The sequence below is a fragment of the Spirosoma daeguense genome, from assembly GCF_054776875.1.
The window spans coordinates 37,628-63,119 of the sequence record NZ_BAAHBF010000009.1 but is presented as its reverse complement, the minus strand read 5'-3'; the positions used below and the strand labels follow the sequence as shown (position 1 = coordinate 63,119).

General features: G+C 45.2%; 24 protein-coding genes and 1 tRNA gene. 12 read left to right on the top strand and 13 right to left on the bottom strand.

The genetic code is table 11. The features are described 5' to 3' along the window. The first annotated feature begins 76 nt into the window (after window positions 1-76). From ACYVD4_RS26395 to ACYVD4_RS26380, 4 genes are all read left to right on the top strand, one after another. Window positions 77-1,147 (top strand): glycoside hydrolase family protein, encoded by a 1,071-nt coding sequence (locus tag ACYVD4_RS26395; RefSeq protein WP_460950806.1) that lies wholly within the window; start codon window positions 77-79, stop codon window positions 1,145-1,147. A 38-nt stretch (window positions 1,148-1,185) separates the two neighbouring features. Beyond that, window positions 1,186-2,787: an MGH1-like glycoside hydrolase domain-containing protein gene (locus tag ACYVD4_RS26390; RefSeq protein ID WP_460950805.1), complete on the top strand. Its 1,602-nt coding sequence runs from the start codon at window positions 1,186-1,188 to the stop codon at window positions 2,785-2,787. Between the two features lie 37 nt (window positions 2,788-2,824). Beyond that, the gene (locus tag ACYVD4_RS26385) at window positions 2,825-4,840 is read left to right on the top strand and encodes a beta-L-arabinofuranosidase domain-containing protein (protein ID WP_460950803.1); all 2,016 of its coding nucleotides are present in this window, start codon (window positions 2,825-2,827) and stop codon (window positions 4,838-4,840) included. 126 nt (window positions 4,841-4,966) lie between these two features. Next, window positions 4,967-6,865 carry a glycoside hydrolase family 127 protein gene (locus ACYVD4_RS26380; RefSeq protein ID WP_460951151.1) on the top strand — a complete coding sequence of 633 codons (1,899 nt, stop codon included), beginning with the start codon at window positions 4,967-4,969 and terminating at the stop codon, window positions 6,863-6,865. 102 nt (window positions 6,866-6,967) lie between these two features. Here ACYVD4_RS26380 and ACYVD4_RS26375 read toward each other — a convergent pair whose 3' ends face one another. The 3 genes from ACYVD4_RS26375 to ACYVD4_RS26365 form a co-directional block, all read right to left on the bottom strand. After that, window positions 6,968-7,411: a hypothetical protein gene (locus tag ACYVD4_RS26375; RefSeq protein WP_460950801.1), complete on the bottom strand. Its 444-nt coding sequence runs from the start codon at window positions 7,409-7,411 to the stop codon at window positions 6,968-6,970. Window positions 7,412-7,606: 195 nt separating this feature from the next. Then, window positions 7,607-8,716, bottom strand: coding sequence for an alkene reductase (locus tag ACYVD4_RS26370; protein ID WP_460950800.1), 1,110 nt, complete (start codon window positions 8,714-8,716; stop codon window positions 7,607-7,609). Window positions 8,717-8,817: 101 nt separating this feature from the next. Beyond that, the gene (locus ACYVD4_RS26365; protein ID WP_460950798.1) at window positions 8,818-9,087 is read right to left on the bottom strand and encodes an ArsR/SmtB family transcription factor; all 270 of its coding nucleotides are present in this window, start codon (window positions 9,085-9,087) and stop codon (window positions 8,818-8,820) included. A gap of 386 nt (window positions 9,088-9,473) precedes the next feature. Between ACYVD4_RS26365 and ACYVD4_RS26360 the strand changes: the two genes are divergently transcribed. Both ACYVD4_RS26360 and ACYVD4_RS26355 read left to right on the top strand, forming a co-directional pair. Then, a complete protein-coding gene (locus ACYVD4_RS26360; protein WP_460950796.1) occupies window positions 9,474-11,786 on the top strand; it encodes an ATP-binding protein in 2,313 nt (770 codons plus the stop codon). A gap of 85 nt (window positions 11,787-11,871) precedes the next feature. Then, window positions 11,872-12,297 carry a response regulator gene (locus tag ACYVD4_RS26355; protein WP_460950794.1) on the top strand — a complete coding sequence of 142 codons (426 nt, stop codon included), beginning with the start codon at window positions 11,872-11,874 and terminating at the stop codon, window positions 12,295-12,297. A 120-nt stretch (window positions 12,298-12,417) separates the two neighbouring features. Here ACYVD4_RS26355 and ACYVD4_RS26350 read toward each other — a convergent pair whose 3' ends face one another. The 6 genes from ACYVD4_RS26350 to ACYVD4_RS26325 all read right to left on the bottom strand — a co-directional run bounded on the left by ACYVD4_RS26350 (window position 12,418) and on the right by ACYVD4_RS26325 (window position 18,125). Further along, on the bottom strand, window positions 12,418-13,734 hold the full coding sequence (locus tag ACYVD4_RS26350) for a Gfo/Idh/MocA family protein (protein WP_460950793.1): 1,317 nt from the start codon (window positions 13,732-13,734) through the stop codon (window positions 12,418-12,420). A gap of 45 nt (window positions 13,735-13,779) precedes the next feature. After that, entirely contained in the window at window positions 13,780-15,087 is a 1,308-nt protein-coding gene (locus ACYVD4_RS26345; RefSeq protein ID WP_460950791.1) for a Gfo/Idh/MocA family protein, read from the bottom strand. Between the two features lie 87 nt (window positions 15,088-15,174). After that, a complete protein-coding gene (locus tag ACYVD4_RS26340; RefSeq protein ID WP_460950789.1) occupies window positions 15,175-15,951 on the bottom strand; it encodes a hypothetical protein in 777 nt (258 codons plus the stop codon). A gap of 16 nt (window positions 15,952-15,967) precedes the next feature. After that, a complete protein-coding gene (locus tag ACYVD4_RS26335) occupies window positions 15,968-16,399 on the bottom strand; it encodes an ABA4-like family protein (protein WP_460950787.1) in 432 nt (143 codons plus the stop codon). Window positions 16,400-16,532: 133 nt separating this feature from the next. Next, window positions 16,533-16,910: a hypothetical protein gene (locus ACYVD4_RS26330; RefSeq protein WP_460950785.1), complete on the bottom strand. Its 378-nt coding sequence runs from the start codon at window positions 16,908-16,910 to the stop codon at window positions 16,533-16,535. A 6-nt stretch (window positions 16,911-16,916) separates the two neighbouring features. Then, window positions 16,917-18,125, bottom strand: a complete 1,209-nt coding sequence (locus tag ACYVD4_RS26325) for a dipeptidase (protein WP_460950784.1) — start codon at window positions 18,123-18,125, stop codon at window positions 16,917-16,919. A 213-nt stretch (window positions 18,126-18,338) separates the two neighbouring features. Between ACYVD4_RS26325 and ubiE the strand changes: the two genes are divergently transcribed. The 4 genes from ubiE to ACYVD4_RS26305 all read left to right on the top strand — a co-directional run bounded on the left by ubiE (window position 18,339) and on the right by ACYVD4_RS26305 (window position 20,961). Beyond that, on the top strand, window positions 18,339-19,073 hold the full coding sequence (gene ubiE, locus ACYVD4_RS26320) for a bifunctional demethylmenaquinone methyltransferase/2-methoxy-6-polyprenyl-1,4-benzoquinol methylase UbiE (protein WP_460950783.1): 735 nt from the start codon (window positions 18,339-18,341) through the stop codon (window positions 19,071-19,073). Continuing rightward, complete coding sequence (gene porT / locus ACYVD4_RS26315; protein ID WP_460950782.1) at window positions 19,070-19,789, top strand: type IX secretion/gliding motility protein PorT/SprT; 720 nt, start codon at window positions 19,070-19,072, stop codon at window positions 19,787-19,789. Before ubiE ends, porT begins: the two co-directional genes overlap by 4 nt. A gap of 126 nt (window positions 19,790-19,915) precedes the next feature. Further along, a tRNA-Val gene (locus ACYVD4_RS26310) sits at window positions 19,916-19,990 on the top strand. A gap of 221 nt (window positions 19,991-20,211) precedes the next feature. Beyond that, window positions 20,212-20,961 carry a DNA/RNA non-specific endonuclease gene (locus tag ACYVD4_RS26305; RefSeq protein WP_460950781.1) on the top strand — a complete coding sequence of 250 codons (750 nt, stop codon included), beginning with the start codon at window positions 20,212-20,214 and terminating at the stop codon, window positions 20,959-20,961. Between the two features lie 158 nt (window positions 20,962-21,119). On the opposite strand, the gene ACYVD4_RS26300 is transcribed toward ACYVD4_RS26305, so the two are convergent. The 4 genes from ACYVD4_RS26300 to ACYVD4_RS26285 form a co-directional block, all read right to left on the bottom strand. Continuing rightward, complete coding sequence (locus ACYVD4_RS26300; protein WP_460950779.1) at window positions 21,120-21,710, bottom strand: hypothetical protein; 591 nt, start codon at window positions 21,708-21,710, stop codon at window positions 21,120-21,122. Window positions 21,711-21,819: 109 nt separating this feature from the next. Continuing rightward, window positions 21,820-22,329, bottom strand: coding sequence for a hypothetical protein (locus ACYVD4_RS26295; RefSeq protein ID WP_460950778.1), 510 nt, complete (start codon window positions 22,327-22,329; stop codon window positions 21,820-21,822). Between the two features lies 1 nt (window position 22,330). Further along, window positions 22,331-23,041, bottom strand: coding sequence for a TIGR04255 family protein (locus ACYVD4_RS26290; RefSeq protein WP_460950776.1), 711 nt, complete (start codon window positions 23,039-23,041; stop codon window positions 22,331-22,333). Between the two features lie 629 nt (window positions 23,042-23,670). Continuing rightward, the gene (locus tag ACYVD4_RS26285) at window positions 23,671-24,015 is read right to left on the bottom strand and encodes a DUF4113 domain-containing protein (RefSeq protein ID WP_460950775.1); all 345 of its coding nucleotides are present in this window, start codon (window positions 24,013-24,015) and stop codon (window positions 23,671-23,673) included. 262 nt (window positions 24,016-24,277) lie between these two features. On the opposite strand from ACYVD4_RS26285, the gene ACYVD4_RS26280 reads away from it, so the two are divergent. Beyond that, complete coding sequence (locus tag ACYVD4_RS26280; protein ID WP_460950773.1) at window positions 24,278-24,628, top strand: SHOCT domain-containing protein; 351 nt, start codon at window positions 24,278-24,280, stop codon at window positions 24,626-24,628. 68 nt (window positions 24,629-24,696) lie between these two features. After that, window positions 24,697-25,281, top strand: coding sequence for a hypothetical protein (locus tag ACYVD4_RS26275; protein ID WP_460950772.1), 585 nt, complete (start codon window positions 24,697-24,699; stop codon window positions 25,279-25,281). The last annotated feature ends 211 nt before the right edge of the window (window positions 25,282-25,492 follow it).

Below are 25,492 nucleotides of genomic sequence, written 5' to 3'. Positions count from 1 at the left end.
AACTACCTACACACGGCGTATGGATTTAGAACAGCCGGCCGCTCCAGTGGAATTTCTCTCATATATTTAGGCTATTATGATACGTCTGATTACCAGTGTATTTCTTTTATTGATTGGCTTTGCTACGTTCGGGCAGTCAGCAAAAACGGTTTCGAAAGAAGCGATGCAGAAAGTCTTTGAGGAGGTAAAAACACCGTACAAATACGGCATTGTTTTGCCTCAGCCAGACAAAGGCCGTATGGTCGATAGCCCAACCATTTTTCGGAAAGCAAACAACTGGTACATGACCTATATCATTTTCGACGGCAAAGGTTACGAAACATGGCTCGCCAAAAGTGATAATCTCCTGCAATGGACTACGTTAGGCAAGCTCATGTCCTTTACCGATACTACGTGGGATGCGACACAGAAAGCTGGTTACGTAGCATTGGTCAATACCGATTGGGGCGGTACGTATGACGTTGAGAAATATCAGAATAAGTACTGGCTGTCGTATTTGGGTGGTTCTGAAAAGGGCTACGAAGCGGGGCAGTTGGGAATCGGAATTGCTACGTCGGATGATTTTACCAAGCCCAAAGAAGTGCAACGATTACCCAAGCCAGTTTTATCGGCAATCGATAAAGATGCGCGCTGGTACGATGACAAAACCATCTACAAAAGTCTGGTTATCCGCGATGAAGCAAAGAAAACGGGGTATCCGTTTGTGATGTATTACAATGCGAAAGGCAATAAGCCGGATGAAAAAGGCAACGGTTTTGAAAATATCGCAATGGCTGTTTCTAACGACATGACCCATTGGAAACGCTTCGGACAAGAACCTCTGATCACCCGCAAAACCGGCATTTGTGGCGATGCCCAGATTACGAAAATTGGCGACCTCTACGTTATGTTTTATTTCGGCGCGTTCTGGAAACCCGGTGCCTTCGAGCGGTTCGCCTGTTCGTATGACCTTGTGAACTGGAGTGATTGGGAAGGAGCCGATTTGGTTGCGCCATCGGAACCATACGACAAAACCTATGCCCACAAACCCTGGGTCATTAAATGGAACGGTGTAGTGTATCACTTCTACAACGCCGTTGGCGATAAAGGTCGCGTGATTGCCGTTGCTACGTCCAAAGATTTGGGAAAGAGTCCACTGGGCAATTAACCTGTAGCCTGAACGTCCAGGCTACTAACAACTCATCGATGAAAAAACGAATAGTTTTCTGGTGCTTGTGTCTGTGTTTTCTGAGTGGAAAGCAGTCCGCTATTGCGCAGAATTTTGCGTTGAAAGCTGATACGTTCAAACCTTACGTAGCGGCTTTTAATAAGGACGATGATGAACTTTATAAACAACTGATTCCGAACGATAGAGCCTGGGATTTTCTAGCACAGAATATTCCGCTGTTCGAATGCCCCGATAAACAACTGGAACAAACGTATTACTTCCGCTGGTGGACGTATCGGAAACACCTCAAACAAACGCCAGCAGGCTATATCATCACCGAATTTTTACCCGATGTGAATTGGGCGGGAAAATACAACTCGATCAACTGTCCGGCGGGGCATCATTTTTACGAAGGGCGCTGGCTCCGCGACACTACGTATCTGAAACAATACGCCCGATTCTGGTTTCGGGGTGGGGCGAGTCCGCGTTCGTATAGTTCGTGGGCGGCCGATGCGATCAGTTCGTTCGCCAAAGTTCACCCCGACACTACGTTTCTTACCAATCTGCTTCCTGATTTACTCAACGATTTCAAAGAATGGGAAAAAATGCGGCTCGACTCAACTGGATTATTCTGGCAAACCGACAACCGCGACGGGATGGAAATCTCGATTGCGGGCCTGATCGGACAGAAAAATCAGGGCTATCGGGCGACCATTAACAGCTACATGTTCGGCAATGCGAAGGCGCTGGCGAATATTGCGCAAATGGCCGGGAATCAGGCTGTTGTTGATGAATACACCAAACGGGCCGCCACGATACGTCGGCAGATTTTGACCAAGCTTTGGGACGATAAAGCCAAATTTTTCAAAGTGATTCCGCGCGGAACTGGTACGTTAACCCGCGCTGATGTTCGTGAACTGCATGGTTTTACGCCCTGGTATTTTTCGATTCCCGACGAAAAACACGCCATTGCCTGGGCACAGATTACCGACGAGCAAGGGTTCTGGGCACCTTACGGCCCAACCACTGCCGAACAGCGGCATCCCGGATTTCGTCTGGCGTATGAAGGGCACGAATGCCAGTGGAATGGTCCAAGCTGGCCTTTTTCGACGGCCATTACGTTAACGTCATTGGCGAATCTGCTCAACGATTACAACCAGAACGTAGTAAGCAAGCGCGATTTCTGGCGTCTGTTAACAATCTACAGCCGATCTCAGCAACGAATCCGGGAAGACGGCAAATTAGTGCCGTGGATCGACGAAAATCTGAATGCCTATACCGGCGACTGGATTTCCCGCACGCGCTTATCGACCATGGAAAACGGAAGTTGGGCAACCAAGAAAGGCGGTCAGGAACGCGGCAAGGATTATAACCACTCGTCGTTTTGCGATCATGTGATTTCAGGACTGGTCGGCATTCGTCCGCAGCACGGCAATCAACTGGTTATCAACCCGCTCCTGCCCGACAATACGTGGGATTATTTCTGTCTGGATAACGTAGCGTATCATGGCAAAATCATCACCGTTCTGTACGACAAAACCGGGCAGAAATACGGAAAAGGCAACGGTTTTCGCGTATTCGTGAATGGAGTAGAAAAGGCTTTCGCGCCCACTTTACAACGTATCACGGTTGCTATTTAAACAATCAGCTAACAACCAATCAAGTCAGTACGTCTGCATGAAACGTAGCATTACTCTTCACCTGCTTCTCGCCAGTTTGTCGTTCGCGGCAGTTGGGCAGGTAAAAACGCAGCCTGCCGCTGTCATGAGCAGCCGGGCACCACTTCATCAAAATCCATACATCGAATTACCGCTGGGTACTATCAAGCCGCAGGGCTGGCTCAAAGAAATGCTGGTACGCCAGAAAAACGGCGCTACGGGCAAACTCGACGAGCTGTATCCGCTGGTGATGAACCAACGGAATGGCTGGCTCGGTGGCGATGGCGATCAATGGGAACGTGGCCCTTACTGGATTGACGGACTGTTGCCGCTGGCTTACATTCTGGACGATCAGGCGTTGATTGCCAAAACCAAACCGTGGGTCGAGTGGGCGCTGAACAGCCAACAGCCCGATGGGTATTTTGGTCCCTCGAAAGATTACGGTCCCGAACCCGGCGTTCAGCGCGACAACAGCCGTGATTGGTGGCCTAAAATGGTGATGCTGAAGATTTTGAAGCAGTATTATTCAGCAACGGGCGATAAACGGGTCATTACGTTAATGACCAATTATTTCAAGTATCAACTGAAAGAACTACCGAAAAAGCCGCTCGATCACTGGACGTTCTGGGCGCGTTACCGGGGTGGCGATAATCTGGCGGTGATTTATTGGCTCTACAACATAACCGGCGACAAATTCCTGCTTGACCTCGGCGATCTGGTTCATAAACAGACGTTCGATTACACAGACGGATTTCTGAATACGGATTTCCTGTCCAGAGCCGGTAGTATTCACTGCGTAAATCTGGCGCAGGGAATCAAAGAACCGATCATTTATTATCAGCATCACCCTGACAAAAAATACCTCGACGCGACTAAAAAAGGCTTTGCCGACATTCGGAAATACAACGGCATGGCGCACGGGCTTTACGGTGGCGATGAAGCCTTGCACGGCAACAATCCAACGCAGGGTTCGGAGCTTTGTTCGGCGGTTGAAATGATGTTTTCGCTGGAAAGTATTCTCGAAATCACCGGCGACGTAGCGTATGCCGATCAACTCGAAAAAGTGGCGTTTAACGCGTTGCCCACGCAGGCGTCTGACGATTACATGACCCGCCAGTATTTCCAGCAGGCCAATCAGGTAATGGCGACCCGGCACACGCGCAATTTCGACGTAAATCACCACGGCACCGACCTTTGTTTTGGCCTATTATCGGGCTATCCGTGCTGTACATCGAACATGCATCAGGGCTGGCCAAAGTTCGTGCAAAACTTATGGTACGCTACGTCCGACAAAGGCATTGCGGCACTGGCTTACTCGCCAAGTGAAGCGAGAATTGCTTTAGGCAACGGCCTCGACGTAGCGGTGAAAGAAGAAACGGGTTATCCGTTCGAGGAAACGATTCGCTTTACGATCAATCCATCGAAAAACGCTACGTTCCCGTTCCACCTGCGCATTCCGGCCTGGTGCAAGAAAGGCACGGTGAAAATCAACGGAAAAGTCTGGAAGGAAGAAGCTGGAAATCAGGTAGTAAAAATTGCTCGTGAATGGAAAGCGGGCGACGTAGTGGAGCTGGAATTACCGATGCACATTTTCAAAAATACGTGGTACGAAAACTCGATGTCGGTAGAGCGAGGGCCGATTACGTATGCGCTGAAAGTTGGCGACGAAGTTACGTCCGTTAAAAACGACAAAGACCCCATTGAATACGGTGCTACGTATAATGAACTTCGCCCCACGACGCCCTGGAATTACGCGCTGATTCAGGTGCCGGAAAACAAGCTGACCGATCAATACAAAATCGAGAAAGTAAAGCCTGTTTCAGATTATCCGTGGAATCCGGAGAGTGCGCCGTTGCAGATCAAAACGAAAGGTCGGCGGATACCGTCGTGGGGAATTTATAACGAAATGGCTGGCCCGATTCCGTATAGTCTGACGTATCAGCTGGAAACAGCTAAAGAACTGGAAGACATTACGTTAATTCCGTACGGTTGTACCAATCTGCGTATTTCGCAATTTCCGGTGGTGCGAAAGTGATTATGTGCTACGGTCACCCAAAATCTATGTTAAAACAGTATGCTCTTTAATCAGAAAATTATAAACACAGCGACCTTCACGATAGCAACAATTGGTTTTGCTACGTTGTCGGTAAAGGCGCAATTGATGGTTCGGCGGTTTGAGCCGGTTGGCTTCTCGCAGGTTACGATTACCGACAATTTCTGGAAACCAAAGCTCGATAAAGTGGCCACTGCTACGTTGCAGGCTTGTATTACGCAGACGGAACAGAAAACCGGACGTATCCGCAACTTCGAAAAAGTCGCCCGCAAACAGGGCGAGAAACACGAAGGGATTTACTACGACGACAGCGACGTTTACAAAGCCATTGAAGCGATGGCGTATTCGCTCAAAAACCATCCCGATGCCGCTACGCAACAAAAAGCCGATGAATGGATCGACAAGATTGCGGCTGCTCAATTGCCTGATGGTTACCTCAATACGTATTACACGCTGACCGGTCTCGACAAACGCTGGACCGATATGGAACGGCACGAAGATTACTGTGCGGGTCACCTCATCGAAGCCGCTGTTGCGTATTATAACACGACCGGCAAGCGTAAACTGTTGGACGTAGCAATTCGCTTCGCCGATCACATCGACGATACGTTCCGGGTTAAAAACCGTCCGTGGGTGAGCGGCCATCAGGAAATTGAACTAGCCCTGATGCGGTTGTATCACCTGACCAAACAGGACCGTTATCTGAAATTGGCCGACTGGTTTCTGGATCAGCGCGGACGTGGTTATGGCAAAGGGAAAATCTGGGACGAGTGGAAAAATCCGAAATATTGCCAGGACGACGTACCGGTAAAACAACAGAAAGAAATTACCGGCCACGCTGTTCGCGCGATGTATCAATATACGGGTGCCGCCGACGTAGCATCGGTCACCAACGACCCCGGTTACATGAACGCCATGACCACCGTTTGGGAGGACGTAGTACACCGGAATATGTACCTGACGGGCGGCATTGGTTCATCGGGTCATAACGAAGGGTTTACGGATGATTTTGATCTACCCAATAGTTCGGCCTATTGCGAAACCTGCGCATCGGTCGGTATGGTGTTCTGGAATCAGCGCATGAACCTGCTTACAGGCGAAAGCAAATACATCGACGTACTGGAACGTAGCTTATACAACGGTGCATTGGACGGTCTGAGCCTAAGCGGAGATCGGTTCTTTTACGGAAACCCACTGTCGTCGGCGGGTAATTACGGACGTAGCGAATGGTTTGGTACGGCCTGCTGCCCCTCAAACATTGCCCGACTCGTAGCGTCGCTGGGCGATTATGTTTACGGACGTTCGGAGAATGGAGTTTGGGTAAATCTGTTCGTGGCTAGTAACACTACGTTCAAGTTCGGCAAAACTGACGTACCGCTTCAACTCGATACCAATTATCCGTGGGATGGAAACGTAAAAATTTCGGTCAATCCAGCAAAAAAGGTGGCTTATGCATTACACGTTCGCCTTCCGGGTTGGGCCGATAATATACCGGTTCCGGGAAAACTGTACGAATTCACGAATAGCAGCAATGCGAAAATCGAGGTTTTGCTGAACGGCAAACCCGCTACGTATCAAGTTGAAAAAGGGTACGCTGTGATTGACCGCACGTGGCAGAAAGGCGACGTAGTAGAGGTAAAGTTACCGATGGACGTTCGGCAGGTAGCGGCTCGGAAAGAAGTCAAAGCTGATCAGGACCGGATTGCCCTGCAACGTGGCCCGCTGGTATATTGTGTTGAAGGAGTCGACAATGCAGATAAAGTATGGAATCTGCTGGTTCCGGCTCAGCCATCGTTCGAAACCAAGCAGCATCAGGTGCTCGACGAACCAGTGGTTGCTATTCAGGCTAATTTATCGGTTGTCGAAGCCGCTGCCGATGGATTGAGTATTCAGACCAAACCACAAACCATCACGGCCATTCCGTATTATACATGGGCCAATCGTGGAAAAAGCACCATGCAGGTCTGGTTGCCGAGTCGTATAAAAGCGATAAAGATTTCGGAGTAAAAGTATAGCTAAGGTGTAGTGTAATACAATTAGTTATTGTATCTAACTTCCCGAATCAGAACGGCGTTGGCGGTTCGGGTTCGGGAAGTTTATTTTGATACGTTATCCTTGTTTCTGACGGCCATTTCCAGCGCGTTTAGGTTTTTGTAACGGTTTCCAGAAACGTATCGAACCATCATAAATCTCCTGTCGTAATCCATAGCCATTTTTCACCCAAAAGGTTTTGAGCGATTGCTTATCGCTGGCTGCTGGCAACTGCTTGGTAGTTTTCGTTTCCATTTGGCCACGAATCCAGGCTACACCGTTGTCGCAGGCTACTGCTTCCAGCGTTTTGAGTAGTTGACTTCCCAATTCCTGCCATCGCGGAACAGAATCTGATACAACCAGCGATGTCAGAAAAAAGTACGGATGTCCATCATACCACATCGCTTGTTGCCTGAATTCGCCCATTGCCTGACCAATAGGCTGTTGCTGTTCATTATACAGGACTACCTGGTATGCCTTGTTCGTAGCAGATGGCGGAGTTAATTCAGTTGTATAAGACATAATTCCATTGCATTTATAATGCAAATAAAACATAAATCGCGAATTTTATAATATATTTACATCATAAAAATAAGCCTACAACTTTAATTCTCTGCCAACAGTAAACAACCTTGAACTGAATTAAGACCCTTTATTGCCTCAAAACCAGCAAAGCCCTCCACTAATGGAAGGCTTTGCTGGTTTTGAATAACTATCTTATTGTTGTAGAGTATCGGCCAGTGCTGGATAATCGCTATACCCCTGTTCAAATCCATTAGGGCCGGGCGCATAAAGTGTTGCGGGGTCCAGTTGTGCTAGTTCGCTACCCGATTCCAGCCGTTCAACCAAATCAGGATTCGCAATAAATGGGCGACCAAATCCAATTAAATCAGCTTTGCCACTTTCCAGATCGGCTTCAGCCTGTGCTACGTTATAGTTGCCGGTTAAAATTAGGGTTCCTTTAAATTCGTCCCGAATTGCTTCTGTCGTCGCGGCTGGTACTGGTGGCGCTCCCAAACCCGAGTGATCGACCAGATGCAGGTATACAATACCCAATTTATTTAACTCACGCGCCAGATATAGGTATAAATCATGGGTATCTTCAGCGTGCGGAAGTAAATCTCCGGCAGCGCCAAACGGTGATAAACGTACACCAACTTTATCAGCTCCAATTGCGTCAATAGAACCCGCAATAATATCGAGCAGGAATCGGGCGCGATTTTCGACACTTCCGCCGTACTCATCAGTCCGCTGGTTGCTACGTGCGCTTAAGAACTGCTCGATCAAATAACCATTCGCTCCGTGTAATTCAATCCCGTCAAAACCGGCTTCAACGGCATTCGAGGCAGCTTGTACAAACTCCTTAATAGCATGCTGTACATCAGCAGTCGTCATTTCGCGGGGGGTAGCGTGTGCCTGCATACCAATAGAATCGGTCCAGATTTCGCCAGCCGCTGCCACAGAAGATGGGGCTACAATTTCAGCACCTTCAGGCGTATTGGCACTGTGTGCGATACGTCCGGTATGCATGAGTTGCACAAAAATTTTCCCGTTACGTTGATGAACGGCTTCCGTGACCAGTTTCCAGCCTTCGATCTGTTGGGCACTATAAATACCCGGAATACGTGCGTAACCCAGTCCATTAGGCGAAGGCGACGTACCTTCAGAAATGATAAGACCCGCCGTAGCGCGTTGGGCGTAGTATTCGGCCATTAATGCGTTTGGAATGTTTCCGATTGCCCGGCTGCGGGTCATGGGAGCCATAATAATGTGGTTGGCCAATTTTAATGAGCCCAGTTGGGCTTCTGAGAAGAGTTTTTTTGCCATGAGAGAAGGCGATTTATCAGGCCATAAAGCCGTTTGTTATAATCTGATTCTCTCGCCTAACGCATCGATACATTTAAAAGTTTGGATGCATTCGAGAAAATTTAGATCAGATCGTCAAAAAATGAAGAGAGCTGCCCAATCGCTTCTTTATTCAGTTGAAGCTGTACATGCCGACCATCCTTCGACGAATTAACCAATCCGCTATCGATCAGAAGTTTAATGTGGTGCGAAACACAAGGCTGTGATAGCCCTACCAATTCCATCACTTCGGTATTGGTAAGTGTTTGTTTCTGCTTTAGTTCGAGCAGAATTGCCAGACGCGATTTATCGGCAACAGCCGCCGTTGCTTTTTCAACAAATTTGCAGTCCATAGTCCGTTGTTATCAGGAACCCATTTTCGTCAACAGGTCCGAATTAATTTCTTATACACTTCCTGTAAAGCTAATAAAATTCACTCAGAGATAGCCAGAACACTCTCTCTCCTATACTATAAACGACTCTTACTAGAGTACTACATAATCTTGATTTTTGTTCCAAGCATTACTCTTCTGGTAACACAAAAGCAAGTCAGACTATTAGTTACCATTTTAACATTATAAAGACCCTCGAATCATCTAAAAAGTATCTATCATAAATAAATAATATACTAATAACGAACTATTTGAACGAATTTTATTATGCACATATTTAGTAATTATTTTTTTTCTAATTTACTTCCCAACCCATAAGTATACCTAATACTAACTTAAAAGTAACTGTGATCTCCACTTTAGAATCTGAGTATGATGTCCAGTTAATGGCGTGTTTACGCGATGCTACCCAAACGGCAATTTTTTATTGTGAACCCGTTGAACATGATAACAAAACAATCGATTTTCAGTACGTCTGGGGAAACAAAGCAGCCTACGATCTCTACGGATTAACGCCCGAAACACTCCCTAAAACCACTATGCTCCAACTATTTCCAAAATTTGTTGAGCAGGGATATTTCGATAGATACCTACATTGCTGGTTAACCGGAGAACAACAGCGATTTAAACGACCTCACCCAATAGCTGGACTCGACAAATGGGTAGAAGTTGTTTTAGAGCAACGCTTCAACGGCGTTGTTGTAACTGCTTATGACATTACGGAGCAGGAACGTCTATTCCGCAAGAATACACAACAAGCCGCTCTGCTTCAAAATATTGTCGATCATTCACCAAATGGTATCGTACTTTTTCAGCCAATACGTAATACGGCCGGAAATATTATTGATTTTAGATACGTATTAACTAATCCAGTTAACGCACAAACAGTTGGACGATCTGTTGCCGAAATTACCGGCAAGAACTTACTGAATCTTTTCCCGACCGTTGCCCAAAGCGATTTTTTCAATCGGCTGGTTGAAGTTGAACAGACAGGCCAGACGCAACACCATCGGAATAAGTACGAAGACCATGACATGAGCATTTGGGTTGATGCTACGTTGGCCAAACTGGATGATGGTATTCTGCTAACCTATCAGAACATCAGCTCGCAGGTTCAAAAGCAGAATGAACTCGAAAAAGCGCGCGAAGTTGCCGAAAATGCGGTACGTACTCACGACGAATTTCTGGCCAATATCAGTCATGAGATACGTAACCCGCTCAATGCCATTTTAGGATTTGCGGAACTACTGGAAGAAGAATTGACCGATACGGAACAAGTTAGCAGGGCCGTTTTGATTCGGTTAGCAGGACATACCGTACTAAAAATCATTAATAATTTGCTGGATGTTGCTCAGTTCGATTCCAATCAATTTGTTCTCGAAGCCGTTCCCTTATCACTGGTTGAGCTTACAAAGTCGATTGCGAGTCTGCTAAAAACGCGCGCTCAGCAAAAAAATCTGGCATTTCAGATTACAGTTGACCCCGCACTTCCACCCCGTATTATCGGCGATTCGCTACGTCTGACCCAAATTCTGCTTAACCTGTGCGATAATGCCATCAAGTTTACCTCACAAGGCCACGTTCGCCTGAACGTAGCATTAACGTCTGGTACTGAGGATCATGTTTGTATACTCTTTCAGGTTGTCGATACGGGGGTAGGCATTCCGCACGACCGCCTGCCGCATATTTTTAATCGCTATCAGCAAGCGTCTGCCGATGTGAGTCGACGTTTTGGCGGAACTGGTCTGGGCTTAAACATTGTCCAGAACCTTGTTAAACGAATGAATGGCCATATTGAGGTTGAAAGCACGGTTGGCATCGGAACTACATTCAGCGTTACGTTACCTTTTGTAACTATCAACGAGAGTCCACAAACTGAGCTACCTAGTTTACCAAAACTAGCTGTTACAGAGCTTATTGCCCCTATGAGTACGATTTTACTGGTTGAAGACAATACGTATAATCAGCGTCTTGTTCAGGGATTGTTAAAGCATGCACAGGTCAATTTATTGATTGCTTCCAACGGTATGGAAGCTTTGTCCATACTACGTCGTCAGCCGGTAGATTTAGTGTTTCTGGACATTCAAATGCCACTTATGAATGGCTATTCAACCGCCAAACATATTCGTACTACGTTACATCTCGACGTACCCATTGTTGCGTTAACGGGCAATGCGTTTCCCGAAGAACGTAATCACTGCCTAAAAGCTGGCATGACCGATTATTTATCGAAACCATTTCAACGTCAGGCACTTTTCGACAAAATCACGCAATACGGTTCAACTTCTCCCAAAGCAGGAAAGCCAATTACTATACAAAGCGACTGGATTAATGAAGAGGTTCTGCATGATTTATATCTCGACGAGCTGGATTTGCTCAAAAGTCAGGTTGATCAATTCGATAAGGAATGGCCTGAACAATGTGCCTTAATCAACGAGCTGTTAGAGCGCGGTCAGCAGCCTTCATTCAGCACAGAAGCGCATCGGTTTGGTGGTACGTTAAATGCTTTAGGCCTAACGAAAGCCTCTCAAACACTCCAACAACTAGCTTCCCAGTTTTCAACGTTAACGTTCAACGAAAGAAGTGAGCTATTTCACGTGTTGATCGAACAGGTGGAGCAGGGACTGGCGTGTTTATTTCTGAAAGTGAGCTCTGTCTGACGAAATTATCGAGCAATAGCCTTTCTAACCGATTATTACGTATACCTGATTACAATTCCCTACTTAATAAACTAACCCCAATTTTATGAAATCTGATTTTCATCATCGAACTGTGCTTGTAGCCGACGATGACCCTTATTTTCGAAAAATACTGGTGCATCATTTAACAAAGGCAGGCTACAAAGTATTGCTGGCTCACGATGGTCAGGAAACCTTAGACTGGCTCAACGATCCAAAACAACCCCTCGATATTCTGTTGCTCGATCTGATGATGCCCCAACTGAGTGGCCTTGCTGTGGTAACCAAATATCGGGAACGGAAGCAACTCCTTCCAATCGTGCTGTTATCGCAAGCTGAACCTGAGATCGCACTTCAGGCGGCTTTTATGGGAAAAGTAGATGCTTATTTCTGTAAGCCATTTTCTATAGAACAACTGCTGGGCGAAATGGATCGGCTAATTCAACTCAAGCAAAGACCAGCCAATTCAAGCAAACTTGCAGCCTATTATTAGATAACCCCATCCTAAATTCCTCCCCTAAAAACTAGGGGAGGCACTTGCCTTCGGTCGTTTTAAAGTCCGGCAACGGCCGACCGTCTCCTTACGGGGGAGGGACTTAGAGTGGGGTAAATATCATTCTAATTTAGGCAACACCCACGGAGTTCGATAATGGGCTTTAGCCAATGTCTGCGCCGACGTATCGTTAACGACTCCACCCTTTGCTACGTCCCAGTTCAATTTGTTGCCGATGCGATACGCAATATTTCCAAGATGAGAATGTAATGCTACGTTCCGCCCTGCTTCGGCCGGACAATTGGTTGGTTTTCGCGAGCGAATGCAGTCAAGAAAATTGCGGGTATGGCTATCTAAATCGTTATTAGTCGATTTTTGTACGGGTATAGCCGGACTCAGATAACGACCTTGCTCTACCTCAGGAAAAACTTCCCATTTGCTTCGGTCGATCACAACTGTACCCAGATTTCCGATGAATGCTACGCCATGATCGCGGTTATAAGGCCCACGCATGGTACCTAACGATTGCTCCCAGAGTATTGAGAATTTGCTGTAATCGTAAATCACCTGCATGGTGTCGGGTGTATCGCCGTCGTGATTGGGGAAGCCGAATTTACCACCCATAGCCACCACCGACTGAGGGTCTGTTACGTTCATTCCCCACAAGGCAATATCAATCATATGAGCACCCCAGTCGGTCATAAGGCCACCGGCATAATCCCAGTAATACCGAAAACTTCCGTGAAAACGATTGGGATTGAATGGTCGGTTGGGAGCGGGACCCAACCACATATCGTAATCAACTCCAGCCGGTACGGGCGCATTGGGTTTCGGCGGAAATTCTTTGCCATATCCCATGAACGCCCAGGTTTTCACTGTCCGAACAGTACCAATTTTACCCGACTGAACATAATCTACCGCAGCTTTCCAATGGGGCCCACTACGTTGCCACTGCCCAACCTGCACAATTCGATTGTATTTTTTAGCAGCCGCCACCATCAAATCACATTCTTCTATAGAATTCGCCAGCGGTTTTTCGACGTAAACATCTTTACCCGCCTGACACGCCTGAACGGCGGGCAAACAGTGCCAGTGATCGGGCGTGCCGACGATGACCGCATCAATGGTTTTGTCGTCGAGAAGTTTGCGAAAATCGCTGTATAGGCTGACCTTTTTCCCCGTCTTCTTTTCCAGTTCAGCCGACCGTCTGTTCAATACGTTGCTATCGACATCGCACAGAGCCACACAGGTCGCATCCTGATTTTTGAGCATCGACGTCAAATCGGACCAGCCCATGTTATTCGCACCAATCAGCCCTACCCGAATGGTATCGGAAGGTGCTGCCTGCTTCTGCGCTAACGTAGGCAACGTAGTAAGACTCAACCCAGCCGCTAATTGGGTTGACTGATAGAGAAAATCTCGTCGGGAGGAGGGCATAGAAGTAACGTTCAGAATGTCGGTTAAAGAGCTAGAAATTCTGACCTAGGTTGGATATTGCCACTCACCCCGATACGCCCGACTCAATAGCTTGTTGGCTTCAGAATCGTTCGAAATCTGCTTGCCATCCCATTCGACACTACGTCCGAGTTTCAACGACAACATGCCTAACAAAGCCATGTTAGTAGAACGTTGCCCTATTTCGATATCACAAACTGGCAGTTTATTGCTTTTGATACTATCCAGAAAATTACGCCACAGCAAGGCAATATTCTGATCATCAGGCTTATCCAGTTGGGCATCCTGATGAATAATCGGCTTTTTTGAGTCGGCTGGATAAAATGTCCAACCATCGAGCCAACCCATGTGGAACGTTCCTTCGGTTCCGTAGAAATAAACGCCTACAGCCTGTTGCGGGTGGGTTTTTTCGGCGGTATTACCAGCAAATGTCCGGTGTTCCCAAACGGCGGTAAATTTTTCAAATTCGAACGTAGCAACCTGATGATCAGGCGCATCGCTATTATCCTGTTTAATTGCCCGGCCACCAGTCGAGTACACTTTACGGGGATGATTTTCTTCAGTTACCCATAAAATCTGATCCATCCAGTGAATACCCCAGTCGCCTAGTGTACCGTTTGCATAATCCAGAAAATTACGCCAGCTTCTGGGGTGCATTGCTTTGTTATAAGCATGTAAGGGAGCGGGGCCGCACCACATGTTCCAGTCAATCTCTGCGGGTGCTTCGCTATCGGGTGTGGGCTGACCTGCGCCACCTGCGTAATGAACAAAGGCCCGTGCCATACCAATTTTCCCAACTTTCCCCGACTGTATAAACTCTCTTCCTGATACGTTGTGGGGCGACACACGCCGGTGCATACCAACCTGACAGATTTTGCCAGTATCCCGAGCGGCTTTCACCATCGCCTTTCCTTCATTAATTGTGTGGCTGATGGGTTTCTCTACGTATACGTGTGCGCCAACTTTCATAGCTGCAATAGCAATAAGCGGATGCCAATGGTCAGGCGTAGCTACGATGACAATTTCGGGTTTTTCGGTGTTCAACATTTCCCGGTAATCGCGATACTGTTTCGGCTTATCTGACGTCAGTTTAGCGATTTCCTCGCCCGTTTTCTGGAGTTGCCGCGTATCGACATCACAAATAGCCACCACTTTCGATTCGCCAGCCTGCAAAGCAGCGCGCAGAATGTTGTTGCCCCACCAGCCAGCTCCGACCAAAGCAGTACGGTATTTTTTGGCGGGTTGACGTGTAATGAAAGCCCGAACCTGAACAGGATCGGTGATGAGCGTAGCGCTGGCAAGAGCGGACGTTTTCAGGAAATCGGAACGATTCATGGAGTAACGAACTTGTTGCGGTTGAGATGGTAGGAACCTCTGACAGGCTCCGTATTCAGCAAAGCCAAACTCCCCTCTTTTTTACCGTCAACGTAGCAGATTGCCCAATAATGGTGTTCCAGACAAAGCCTGTATCAGCAGGAACGTAACGAAAAGCAGGTAAAAAGCCGTTAGCAACACAATCTGACTAACACGCCGGGCAACGTAGTAGCCAAACAACGGAATCAGTTGCAAAGCGTGCATTCCGAAAAAGTGAGCTACCCGTAGGTCGCCGTTACGTGTACTCCAGTTCAGAACGGGCAATCCCGGTCCACCATCCGGCGCGTCAATAGTATGCCGAAGCTGGGCAGCCATGGCGAATCCTTCGAAGGCAAAAATGACAAACAAGATAATACCAAGCCGAATGCCCCACAGATACGTAGCATTTATGGTTTCGGGTTTTTGCCTGAAAAATAGGTAGCCAATATAGCCCGTCCAGATGGTCAGAATTGTAATAGCTACGCCCATCACATTGAAAAGCCGGGCATCTAGAGAGGATGAAATATTAAAGTGCGATAGTTTTCCTAACGCAGCCTGTGCTGTAATGATTATCAACTCAATGAGCATCGTAATAATCACTACCCAGCTATATATCCGAACTTTTTTGCGTTGGGGAAGTAGTCCTGTAAACCAGCCCATTGTCCAGCTAAAAATGGCAATCGATATAAAAAATTTAGCGGGCTTTATGAAGGCGTTTATACCTAATATCTGGGTATGGGTTGTAAAAGCCAATATTGCGCAGCCAAAGGTGCCCCACAGGCAAACCCAGCCCAGATAATAGAGGAGAGAATTCCGACTTTTGAGCGTTGACAAGAACGTGTGCATGGGCGTTCAACGGTTATCAGGCTGATACTGTTCGTGTACGTATCAAGCGAATGAGCCAATATAGCAGCAACCCCACTGGCCCTAGCATAAAGCAGAAAAATAATGGAATAATGGTAAACCAGTGCGGAATGGCTTTTTCCTGCGCATCGCGAACGATAACTGAACCGGCAACTAAATCGAAAGCAAGGTAATGTACCCAACCTGCCAGCATAACGCCGTTACTACCTGTAGAAAACAGATTTTTCACACCGGGCAATGAGCCAAACGCATTAAAATCAATCGGTCCATCGCCAAAAAGATAGATGATATACACAACGCCCAGACAAACCGGAATCAGATACGTATTCATCAGCCATTTTGTTACGAACCAACGCGGAGCAAAAGCCATGAGCAACCATTGCGGCAGCACTAACGTACTAGCCAGCTGGAAAACAACTTCAGGAGACATAAGGTATCGTTTAGGTATGAGTAAAAGCGACAAAATTGTTCAACGTAGCACGACGATCTTGGCCTGTGCTACGTTGGAGTACTAGGTGTCAAATAGCCCTCACTGATACGTAGCGTCCCAAAAACGTACAGAATTACACTAAAATCGGCAACGCAAATAGCAAGGCACCCAACCCAAACAGAACAGTTAATACGTGAATAAAGGGTTGGCTATAGGGTAGAAAAATAAATTGCTCAATTGTTCTACCCAGCCAAAATAACGACATACCAACCAGAAATACCTGTCCAACCTTCGTCTTGATTAGCTCATCAGGAAGCCAGAGACAGAGTACGGCAGCTAGTAGAAAAATATGAATCAGCCGTAGATTGGCAATCTGAATGATAGCTCGAGTCGGAACGCTGCTGTTTTTCAAATCATGCTTCCAGTCAAAAATTTTCCAGAAGAACGCATGAAAGACAGCGAATCCAAGACTGTGTAGACCACACAAGTAAACCATCCCGACTGCTGTCATCGCTCGTTAGTTTGGCACCTTTGCTTTGCCTAGCACACGTAGCAGATTACCGCCCCAGATTTTGGCAATATCAGCCTCCGAGTATTTCCGACGTACAAGTTCAACGGTCAGATTTTCGATCTGGCTTACATCTTCCAGACCATTTACTCCTCCCCCACCATCGAAGTCAGAACCAATTCCTACATGATCGATACCCACCAGTTTCACAATATGATCAATATGGTCGACAATGTCCGACAAGCTGGCCCGCTCCGACGCATACGCTTTCGATACCGAATCACTCATTGCCGCAATACGTGCTTCCATATCAGCCGAAGGCACTTTACCCACGCGCGACATCCGAATTTTGGTTTTAGCCGCCCGGTGTTCATCTGATGGTTTTTTGAGATAATCACTCACAAAATTCACCTGCACCACGCCACCTTTACTCGCAATAGCCTTAATCATATCGTCAGTCATATTCCGGGGAAAATCACAAAGTGCACGACAGTTGGAGTGTGATGCAATTAACGGTGCTTTCGATAGCGCCAAAGCATCATAGAACGTACTATCTGCTACGTGCGATACGTCGATCAGAATACCCAGCCGATTCATTTCCGGAACTACTTTCTTGCCAAAATCGCTCAGGCCGCCATACATCGGCCCATCGGGGTCGGTCGATGAGTCACCGATGAGGTTGTTAGCAAAGTGCGTCAGCGTCATGTACCGACAACCCAGATCGTAATACGTTTTGAGCATCCCTAAATCACTGCCGACCGGATAACCATTTTCCATACCGATAAACACGGCCCGTTTGCCCAACTTCTGAATCCGGTACGCATCCGCTGGCGACGTAGCGAGTTCGGCTTTATCGGCATGTTTTTTTAGTCCTTCGTGAATGAGCGAAAACTGATTCAGCGCGTTACGTTTCGCTTCAGCATGTCCCGAATCCGTACGTGGCCCTTGCGATGTATAAACGGCAAAGAACATAGCATCCATCCCCCCCTGTTTCATCCTTGGAAAATCAATCTGCGATCCGTCGCGTTTGGTGTCATGTGCAACACCCACATCAAAACCGGGTTTCTGCATCATAATGGGCGCATCGGCATGGGTATCGAGAGTCAACACGCGCTGATGAATTTTGCGAGCTTTTTGCAGAATGGGATCTTCACCGCTGGGCACCGACGACGTAACGAAATGAAAACCAAGTAACAGGTAAAGAATGGAAGGAAGCATATTCAGTCAGGTTGTAGAACAAAAACAGCACTACGTCGAAACTACGAATTGAATGCTGAAATGACAAACTTTCGATAAACCCCTGCCGTTCTGATACTATCTTTGTAGAATTAAAGAGTGAAAGAGCGAAATCAGACCGCCGAAACGGAATGAAAGAGCAAAAAAGACGCTACAGGTTCGCTCTTTCATTCTTCACTCTTTCGCTCTTTACTTATGGCCGTTGTTCCTTATAAAGATAAAGACACATCGAAGCGCGAGCAGGTTGCGGAGATGTTCGACAGTATATCACCCAAATACGATTTACTCAACCACGTATTAAGTGGTGGAATTGATATTCTCTGGCGTAAACGAGCTATTCGCGAGTTAAAAAAATACGCACCCAAAACGATTCTTGATATTGCAACCGGAACCGGCGATTTTGCTCTGGAAGCACTTTCCGTAAACCCGGAAAAAATCGTTGGCGTCGATATTTCGGAGGGCATGCTGGCTGTTGGGCGCGAGAAAATGAAGAAGCGTGGAGTAGACTCGATTATCGATATGCGCTTGGGCGATTCAGAAGGTTTGTTGTTCTCGGACAATGAATTTGATGCTGTCATCGTTTCGTTTGGTGTACGCAACTTCGAGAATCTACAAAAAGGATTAACCGACATGCATCGTGTGCTACGTCCCAACGGAGTATGCATTGTGCTGGAGTTTTCGAATCCGCGACAATTTCCGTTCAAACAATTATACGGGTTTTATTCCCGGACCATTCTGCCGCTTATTGGGCGCTTAGTAAGTAAAGACGCATCGGCCTATACCTACCTTCCAGAATCGGTACAGGCTTTTCCCGATGGGCCAGACTTTCTACGCATCTACGAAGCCGCCGGATTTACCAACACGAAATGGATACCGCTCACCTTCGGCATCGCGTCGATTTATGTAGGTCGCAAGCTGGCTCAGCCATGACCAGTTCATCAACGTCATTGCCGCTAAAACAGGGCCTGACAGTTCTGTTTTTTTTACTGGTTCAGCTAACAACTCAGGCTCAGAACTACAAATACGTAGTGAAGCATTTGGAGCGTTATGATGATAAAACGATTCATTACGGTTTCTTTTTTGCGGCCCCCGTTACGCGCTTCAGTGTAAAATACAGTCCAGCGTTTATTACTGCTGATTCCGCTTACAGGATATATTCGCCTAACAAAGCGAGCTTTCGGGTCGGTTTCGTAGTCAACGCCTTTCTAAACGACCGTTTTGATTTACGGCTAACGCCCTCTGTATCGCTATTCAGCCGTGAAGTTCAATACGATTATCCAAGCGGCATATCGAAAACTGAAGTACGCGAATCAACCTGGGTCGATTTGCCTTTGTTATTAAAATACAAATCGGAACGACGTAACAATTCGCGAATGTATTTATTAGCAGGTGGAGCCTTTAGTATCGAAACCAATGTACGTCGAAAGGAAAATCAGGGTGCTAGCCGACTTAGTACACGTACCATGGATTTGGCAGTAGAATATGGCATCGGTTTCGAGCAATTTTTCGAATTCTTCAAATTTGCGCCGGAAATTCGCTTCTCTCATGGTTTATTGAACCTTTATAATCCAACCAGCAATGCAGCCGGCATTGGCATTAGCCGACTCTCGACGCACACCGTAACGTTATATTTAAATTTCGAATAGCTCTTGCAGATTGGTTACCAGACACTTAAAAAAAACTTCACTTTTTTTTAAGTTAATGCTTGGAAAAAGGCCCATCACCCCTCTATATTTGCAGTCCCAAGCGCAGCCAACGGCTGGACAATAAAAGGGAGTTTAGCTCAGCTGGTTCAGAGCATCTGCCTTACAAGCAGAGGGTCGGCGGTTCGAACCCGTCAACTCCCACCTAGTAATCAGGCACTTACGATGTAAAATTGTAAGTGCCTTTTCTTTTGATACACAATTTGATACACAGCAAGGCTCTTAATAGTAAAATGATAAATAGCCGCTGGATATATCGCACTCATCTCAGTTTATGGCTTTTAATAATTACGCTCACGCTTAATGCGTGTAAACAGCCATCAGTTGATGTCCCACAGAATACCACGCCTAACCGAGACAACAACATGGCTATGGGTAATCCTGACGGCGCTAAGCCAACAGAATCCAGCCCTAACGCTTACCTGATTAATCGGCCGACTTATTCTATTTCCTACAATAACGCTACTGGTATAGCGAACTGGGTAAGCTGGCATCTATCCACTGCCTGGAAAGGATCAGCAACTCGTTACGCTGGTAACTTCATTCCTGATCAATCTCTGCCATCCTCATGGTATCAGGCTAGACATGCTGACTACACGAATACCGGCTTCGACCGTGGTCATCTTTGCCCTTCCGATGATCGGGACAGTACAGCAGAAGAAAATAGAACTACATTTATCCTAACTAACATTGTACCCCAAGCCCCTCAGTTTAATCGGCAGTCCTGGCTACGACTGGAGGACTATTGTCGGGACTTAGTTAGCAAGGGAAACGAGTTGTACATCATTGCCGGAACGGCGGGTAAGGGAGGAGAAGGAGACAACGGCAAAGCAACTACACTAGCTAGTGGTAAACTAAGCGTTCCTGCTACGCTCTGGAAGGTGATTGTAGTACTGCCTGTGGGTTCGGACGATGTAAATAGAATAAACGCTCAAACACGTGTTATTGCGGTCTGGATACCGAACACAAATGCAGTGGGTCCACAGCTATGGAGTAATTATCGGGTTAGTGTTGACGAGATAGAGAAGCAGACAGGTTATGATCTGCTATCTAATGTGTCTCAGAGTGTTCAGCAGACTATTGAATCTCGTATAGACAAGAATACGATTCAGTAAGATCGTTTAGTATTAAATAGACACTTGGGTTCGGTTGCCAATATGCTGCAAATGTGACTCCGGATTAAGCATAATCGAGATTATCTTTCGACGAAGCAATAAAATCAGAAGTGTGGGATTCAGGATACAACCTGAAAAAAGCCCAGAATATAAGGATATTAATTAAAATAGTCAGATTGGTTTATTAGATAGTTTTGCCCAGCTTCGTTAATATCTTTAAAGGCTGTTTTGGTGATAACATCCAAAATCACCTGGAAGGCTGCTTCTCTCCACACTGAATCAGCGTTTCTACGCAATAATGGTTTCTTGTCAACTATTTGAACTATGCCCATTTCTACATGCCAATAATTAGAGATTGTAGGAGAGTGAACGATTTGAGTTTCACCTACCGAAGGAAATAAGTCACCCTTTTTATAATCGTTTAAATTATACCCTAACTTAAAAAGCAACTGTCTATCAAAATGCTCTAAAGGGCGACCATAATCAAAGTTTTGCCCATTTAAATCACGATATCGCCAAAATATAGGGACAGAGTCTGGCTCTTCTTTAATGCACTCTAATATATCTTCAGTCAGTTCAACATTATCTCCTTTCCAAGATTGCGATGCTTTTTTTTGTTGGATATAATCAATGTGCCTAACCTGAAAACCACCTCCCAGTAAATTAAGAGATAGGTTTGGCATATCAATTGGCTTTAAAGCCTGTTCCCTCAATTCGTCAAAATCATCAAATGTTTCATCGACAGACATACTTGATCGCCTAACTAGTAATAGATCTGCTTGTATTGATGCTAGATCCATTTTCGGTTTATGCTTAGGGGTTGGCACTAAAGGTTTAGGGTAGTTATTATTTGTCAAACTAATCTTTCTCTTTATAAGAAGAAATAATTCCCTGAACCAATACATAAATGTTTTTGACATCACTTATTAAGAGGGTCTTGCCATTAAAGATACTAAATACAACGTCCTCTTTATTCAATTCTGAGCTAGCAAGAGGTTTGGTGATGTTAATTTGTCTACGTTCGTCCAGTTTTATTTTAAATTTTATTGCTGATGATGGAGTTACCTCCACAATAATTTTATTATAGTTTAATGTTGCAATTATTGTGGATAATTCATCCGTCATTTCTTTAATAGCCTCCTCATCTATTGCTAGATAATGGGCATATCGCTTAACTTCCACATTAATCTTTTCTCTTAGAGAAACAACCTTAGCATCTTCCAAAATTGGAAGAAGCCTCATAGCATGAGTTTCTTCTTCATGGTGAGGCCTAACGGCAATATTGCCGTAGGAGGATTTAGTATGGCCTAAAACAAACTTACTAATGCTATCATATTCGAATCGACTCTCAACCGCACACGTTTCCATATTAATATATTACGTTTAAAGAGCCTAAAAAATCATCATTCAAAACTAGCAGAAAAAGTTTTTTTTCCTCAGTATGCAGTTCGTCAATTACAGTAAATATGGCGTCACTGTCAACATTAGGTAAATCATCTTCGACTGATAAATCTAAATCTATAACGCATCCCTTTTTAATCGTTTTTTCACCAGGCAATTTAAGCCCACTACCAAACTGAATATAACAATTGAACTTACCTTTTGAAAAAGCATAGCTTCCATAAAAACCTGCGTCTTTTATTTCCCCTAATTCTTTCTCAATCATTAAAAATGGCTTTTTAAGCATCATTTTTTGATTGTCCGATTTTGCAAAGAAACTAACATATCGAATCCCGATTCGCTCCAAAGGTGACTGAATATTAGGAGTAATAGCATTTGTAGCTGCTTTAATAAATGGAAAGTAACGGTCCCATAATTGGTAGTGTTTAGCATTCTCAAATATGACTGACTTTTTATCTACTATGATCATAAAAGCCTCATTTTTGAAGACTACGCTATCATTTGGATCTAAAACCCTACTCTGCGGAGAATTATTATCCCTCTCCATATCAAAGTTTTGCTTTAGACTTTTTGGTAAAATTTCGTTAATAAACTCTGCTGAAAACTCATTTACAAATCTGAGTTCTACTGATGAGTTTAATAACGGATTGGGCGTAATTTCTTTAGGTAACAAGTTCAAAACACATTAAGTATTGATTGACCTACTTTATAGTTCACATATATGAAACTGCATTTATATATTAAACCAGTTATCATAGTGACTTTGGAGTATCCTCTTTAAATAAACGTAATCATAAAGACAAAAGTTGGAAAAATACAAAATTTAGGAAATTTTAAATGCACTTTTACCATCACTTCGCATTCCTGCAGGAATGCGAAGTTAGCAGACGAGCAAATCAATTTTCTAAAATAAATGCAAAATGGCCTATTTTTTATTTAAAGGCCTTATAGCAATAATTATACCGTACTGAGATGTGTATCAGATCTTGATGCTTACTCAGAATATTCTTCCGCTAAGTGATCAATGGCCTGAACTTGACTGAAGCTGGTCTTTTTCTTTGTTCAAATGACTCGGGTAATCCGTGACATATCACCCTCCCGATAGTCAATCAACCACATCAGAAAAAGCATCTCATGTTGTGTGATGTTGAAAGCTACAGAACCGTCAAAATGTAACATGCCTGCATCTGCATCTGCATCTGCATCTGCATTGAGCCAATCTGTAAGACTTTTATAGAAGTAGACTTGTGGCAGGTTGTGTATAGGCCAAAGTCTGTTTCAAGAAGAAGGGCATGATGTCAGATTATATTATTTAACTACCAATACATCCTCCCACCGGGTAGTGTAGCAAGGAGATAAATACTTCTGATGATAGGGCCACTCGGGATTATATAGCTGCGAAGCCAGTCTCAGCTTATCCTTACCATAGCGGTAGTTTACCTTGTCCACCACCTTGGCCAGCTTCAGTAACCGCTCATCGGGGCCACTGGTAAACAGCGTAGTTTTTCGGTAATCTTCCGCCACCAGATCAGTGAGCATAATGCCTACCCGCATATAATGATAACCGAAGCTGAAGATTTGTCTCAAGGCAGCTATAGCGTATTTGAGTAGTTCGGGTGTTGCATTAGTGGTATTCGAAACATATGAAGGCATGTAACAAAGACAAAAAACTGCAAGGTTAAGACGTTTTTTGTGTCGAATGAATATGAGGATTCCCCCGTTACCAGTACGTGTTTTATCCCGTTGCTGCTATATAATACATTCCGTTTCTTTGTAGATTAAGTAACAAATGTTCATGTAGCATCCGGGCTTTTTACTACGTCGGATGCTACTTTTTTATATTATTAAGTAACAGGAGTTGGAGTAATATTTGCTAATAGTATACTTTGTATTTCACTCCCTAAACCTTCATATAATGGCAATATTTTTCTCTTGGATTGTTTTATCATTTGTAGCCGGCGCAGTAGGCTCTGATCGTAAAATTGGCTTTTTTGGCGCATTTATTATTTCGCTTATTCTCAGCCCATTAATTGGATTTATAGCTGTATTTGCGTCTCAATCAAAATCCAGCGCCAAGTTTCAACAGCAAATGCTAGAGGCACAACAGCGGAATTCAGATGTTGCCGGAGCACGAGTACTAAATGAACGCCTGCAAACCACACCTGTTTCGCTGGATGAGGAACTTAGGAAATTAAAAGCCCTTAAGGACGATGGATTATTAACCGAAGAGGAGTTCGACGTGCAAAAGAGAAGACTACTCTCATAATATTTTTTCGCCCGCCCCGACGTCGGGCTCTTTTTTGCCAATTAGTAACCCGCAGCATAGTTGATAACATGAAGTTTCTTTCCTTCTTATTAATCTCTTTTTCTCTATTCAGTTGCTCATCCCTTATCCCTGTTGAGGTTGAAGATGGTAAAGCATTAGGCATTATGCCTATGCGGTACGGACATATCTACTATCAGGGTACTCATAAAATCAATGCTAGTCGAGAGGACATTTTTCGGCAGGTTCGACGGTGGGCCGCATTTCGGAGTACGCGCTCAATTTTTAGCAGCCCTTACACTATAATCAAAGTGCCAGCGCCAACAGCGGCCTTTTCGGTCAGCGACAATTTACTGGGTGATGTTATTGCTACAGGAATTATTGAAAGAATACCGCGAAATTCAGGAAGCCTATTTTGGCCCTCAGCTATGTATTCTGTCAGTATAGAAGCCTATGAGGGGTCATATAGGCTTACGTTGACCAACTTTTATTCGTTTGGCATGCCATCCGCGCATTATATGGATTTTCGGGATAAAGCAACATCATTAAAAATAACCCGCGAATATTACTCAGAGGTTGACCGGGAAGCCATGAAGGTTATTAATGAGCTAAATACATTTGTTGAAGGTGAGATTAAAAGCTTACCAGCGCATTAAACCGAAGGCTTCGGCTTAATTTTTAAACGGAACGGTGATGCATCACCGTTTGATGTTCAATTCCTTCTGATTTAGGCCAGTCACCTGACATGATCGTCATGTCAGACTAGAAAGGTAATCTGCATTTATGGAAGTAAGTACGGTCTGTTTTTCTAAAAATGTGCACTCGACTACACTACAAAACCTACAAAAGGTCATTAGAGCGCAGAAA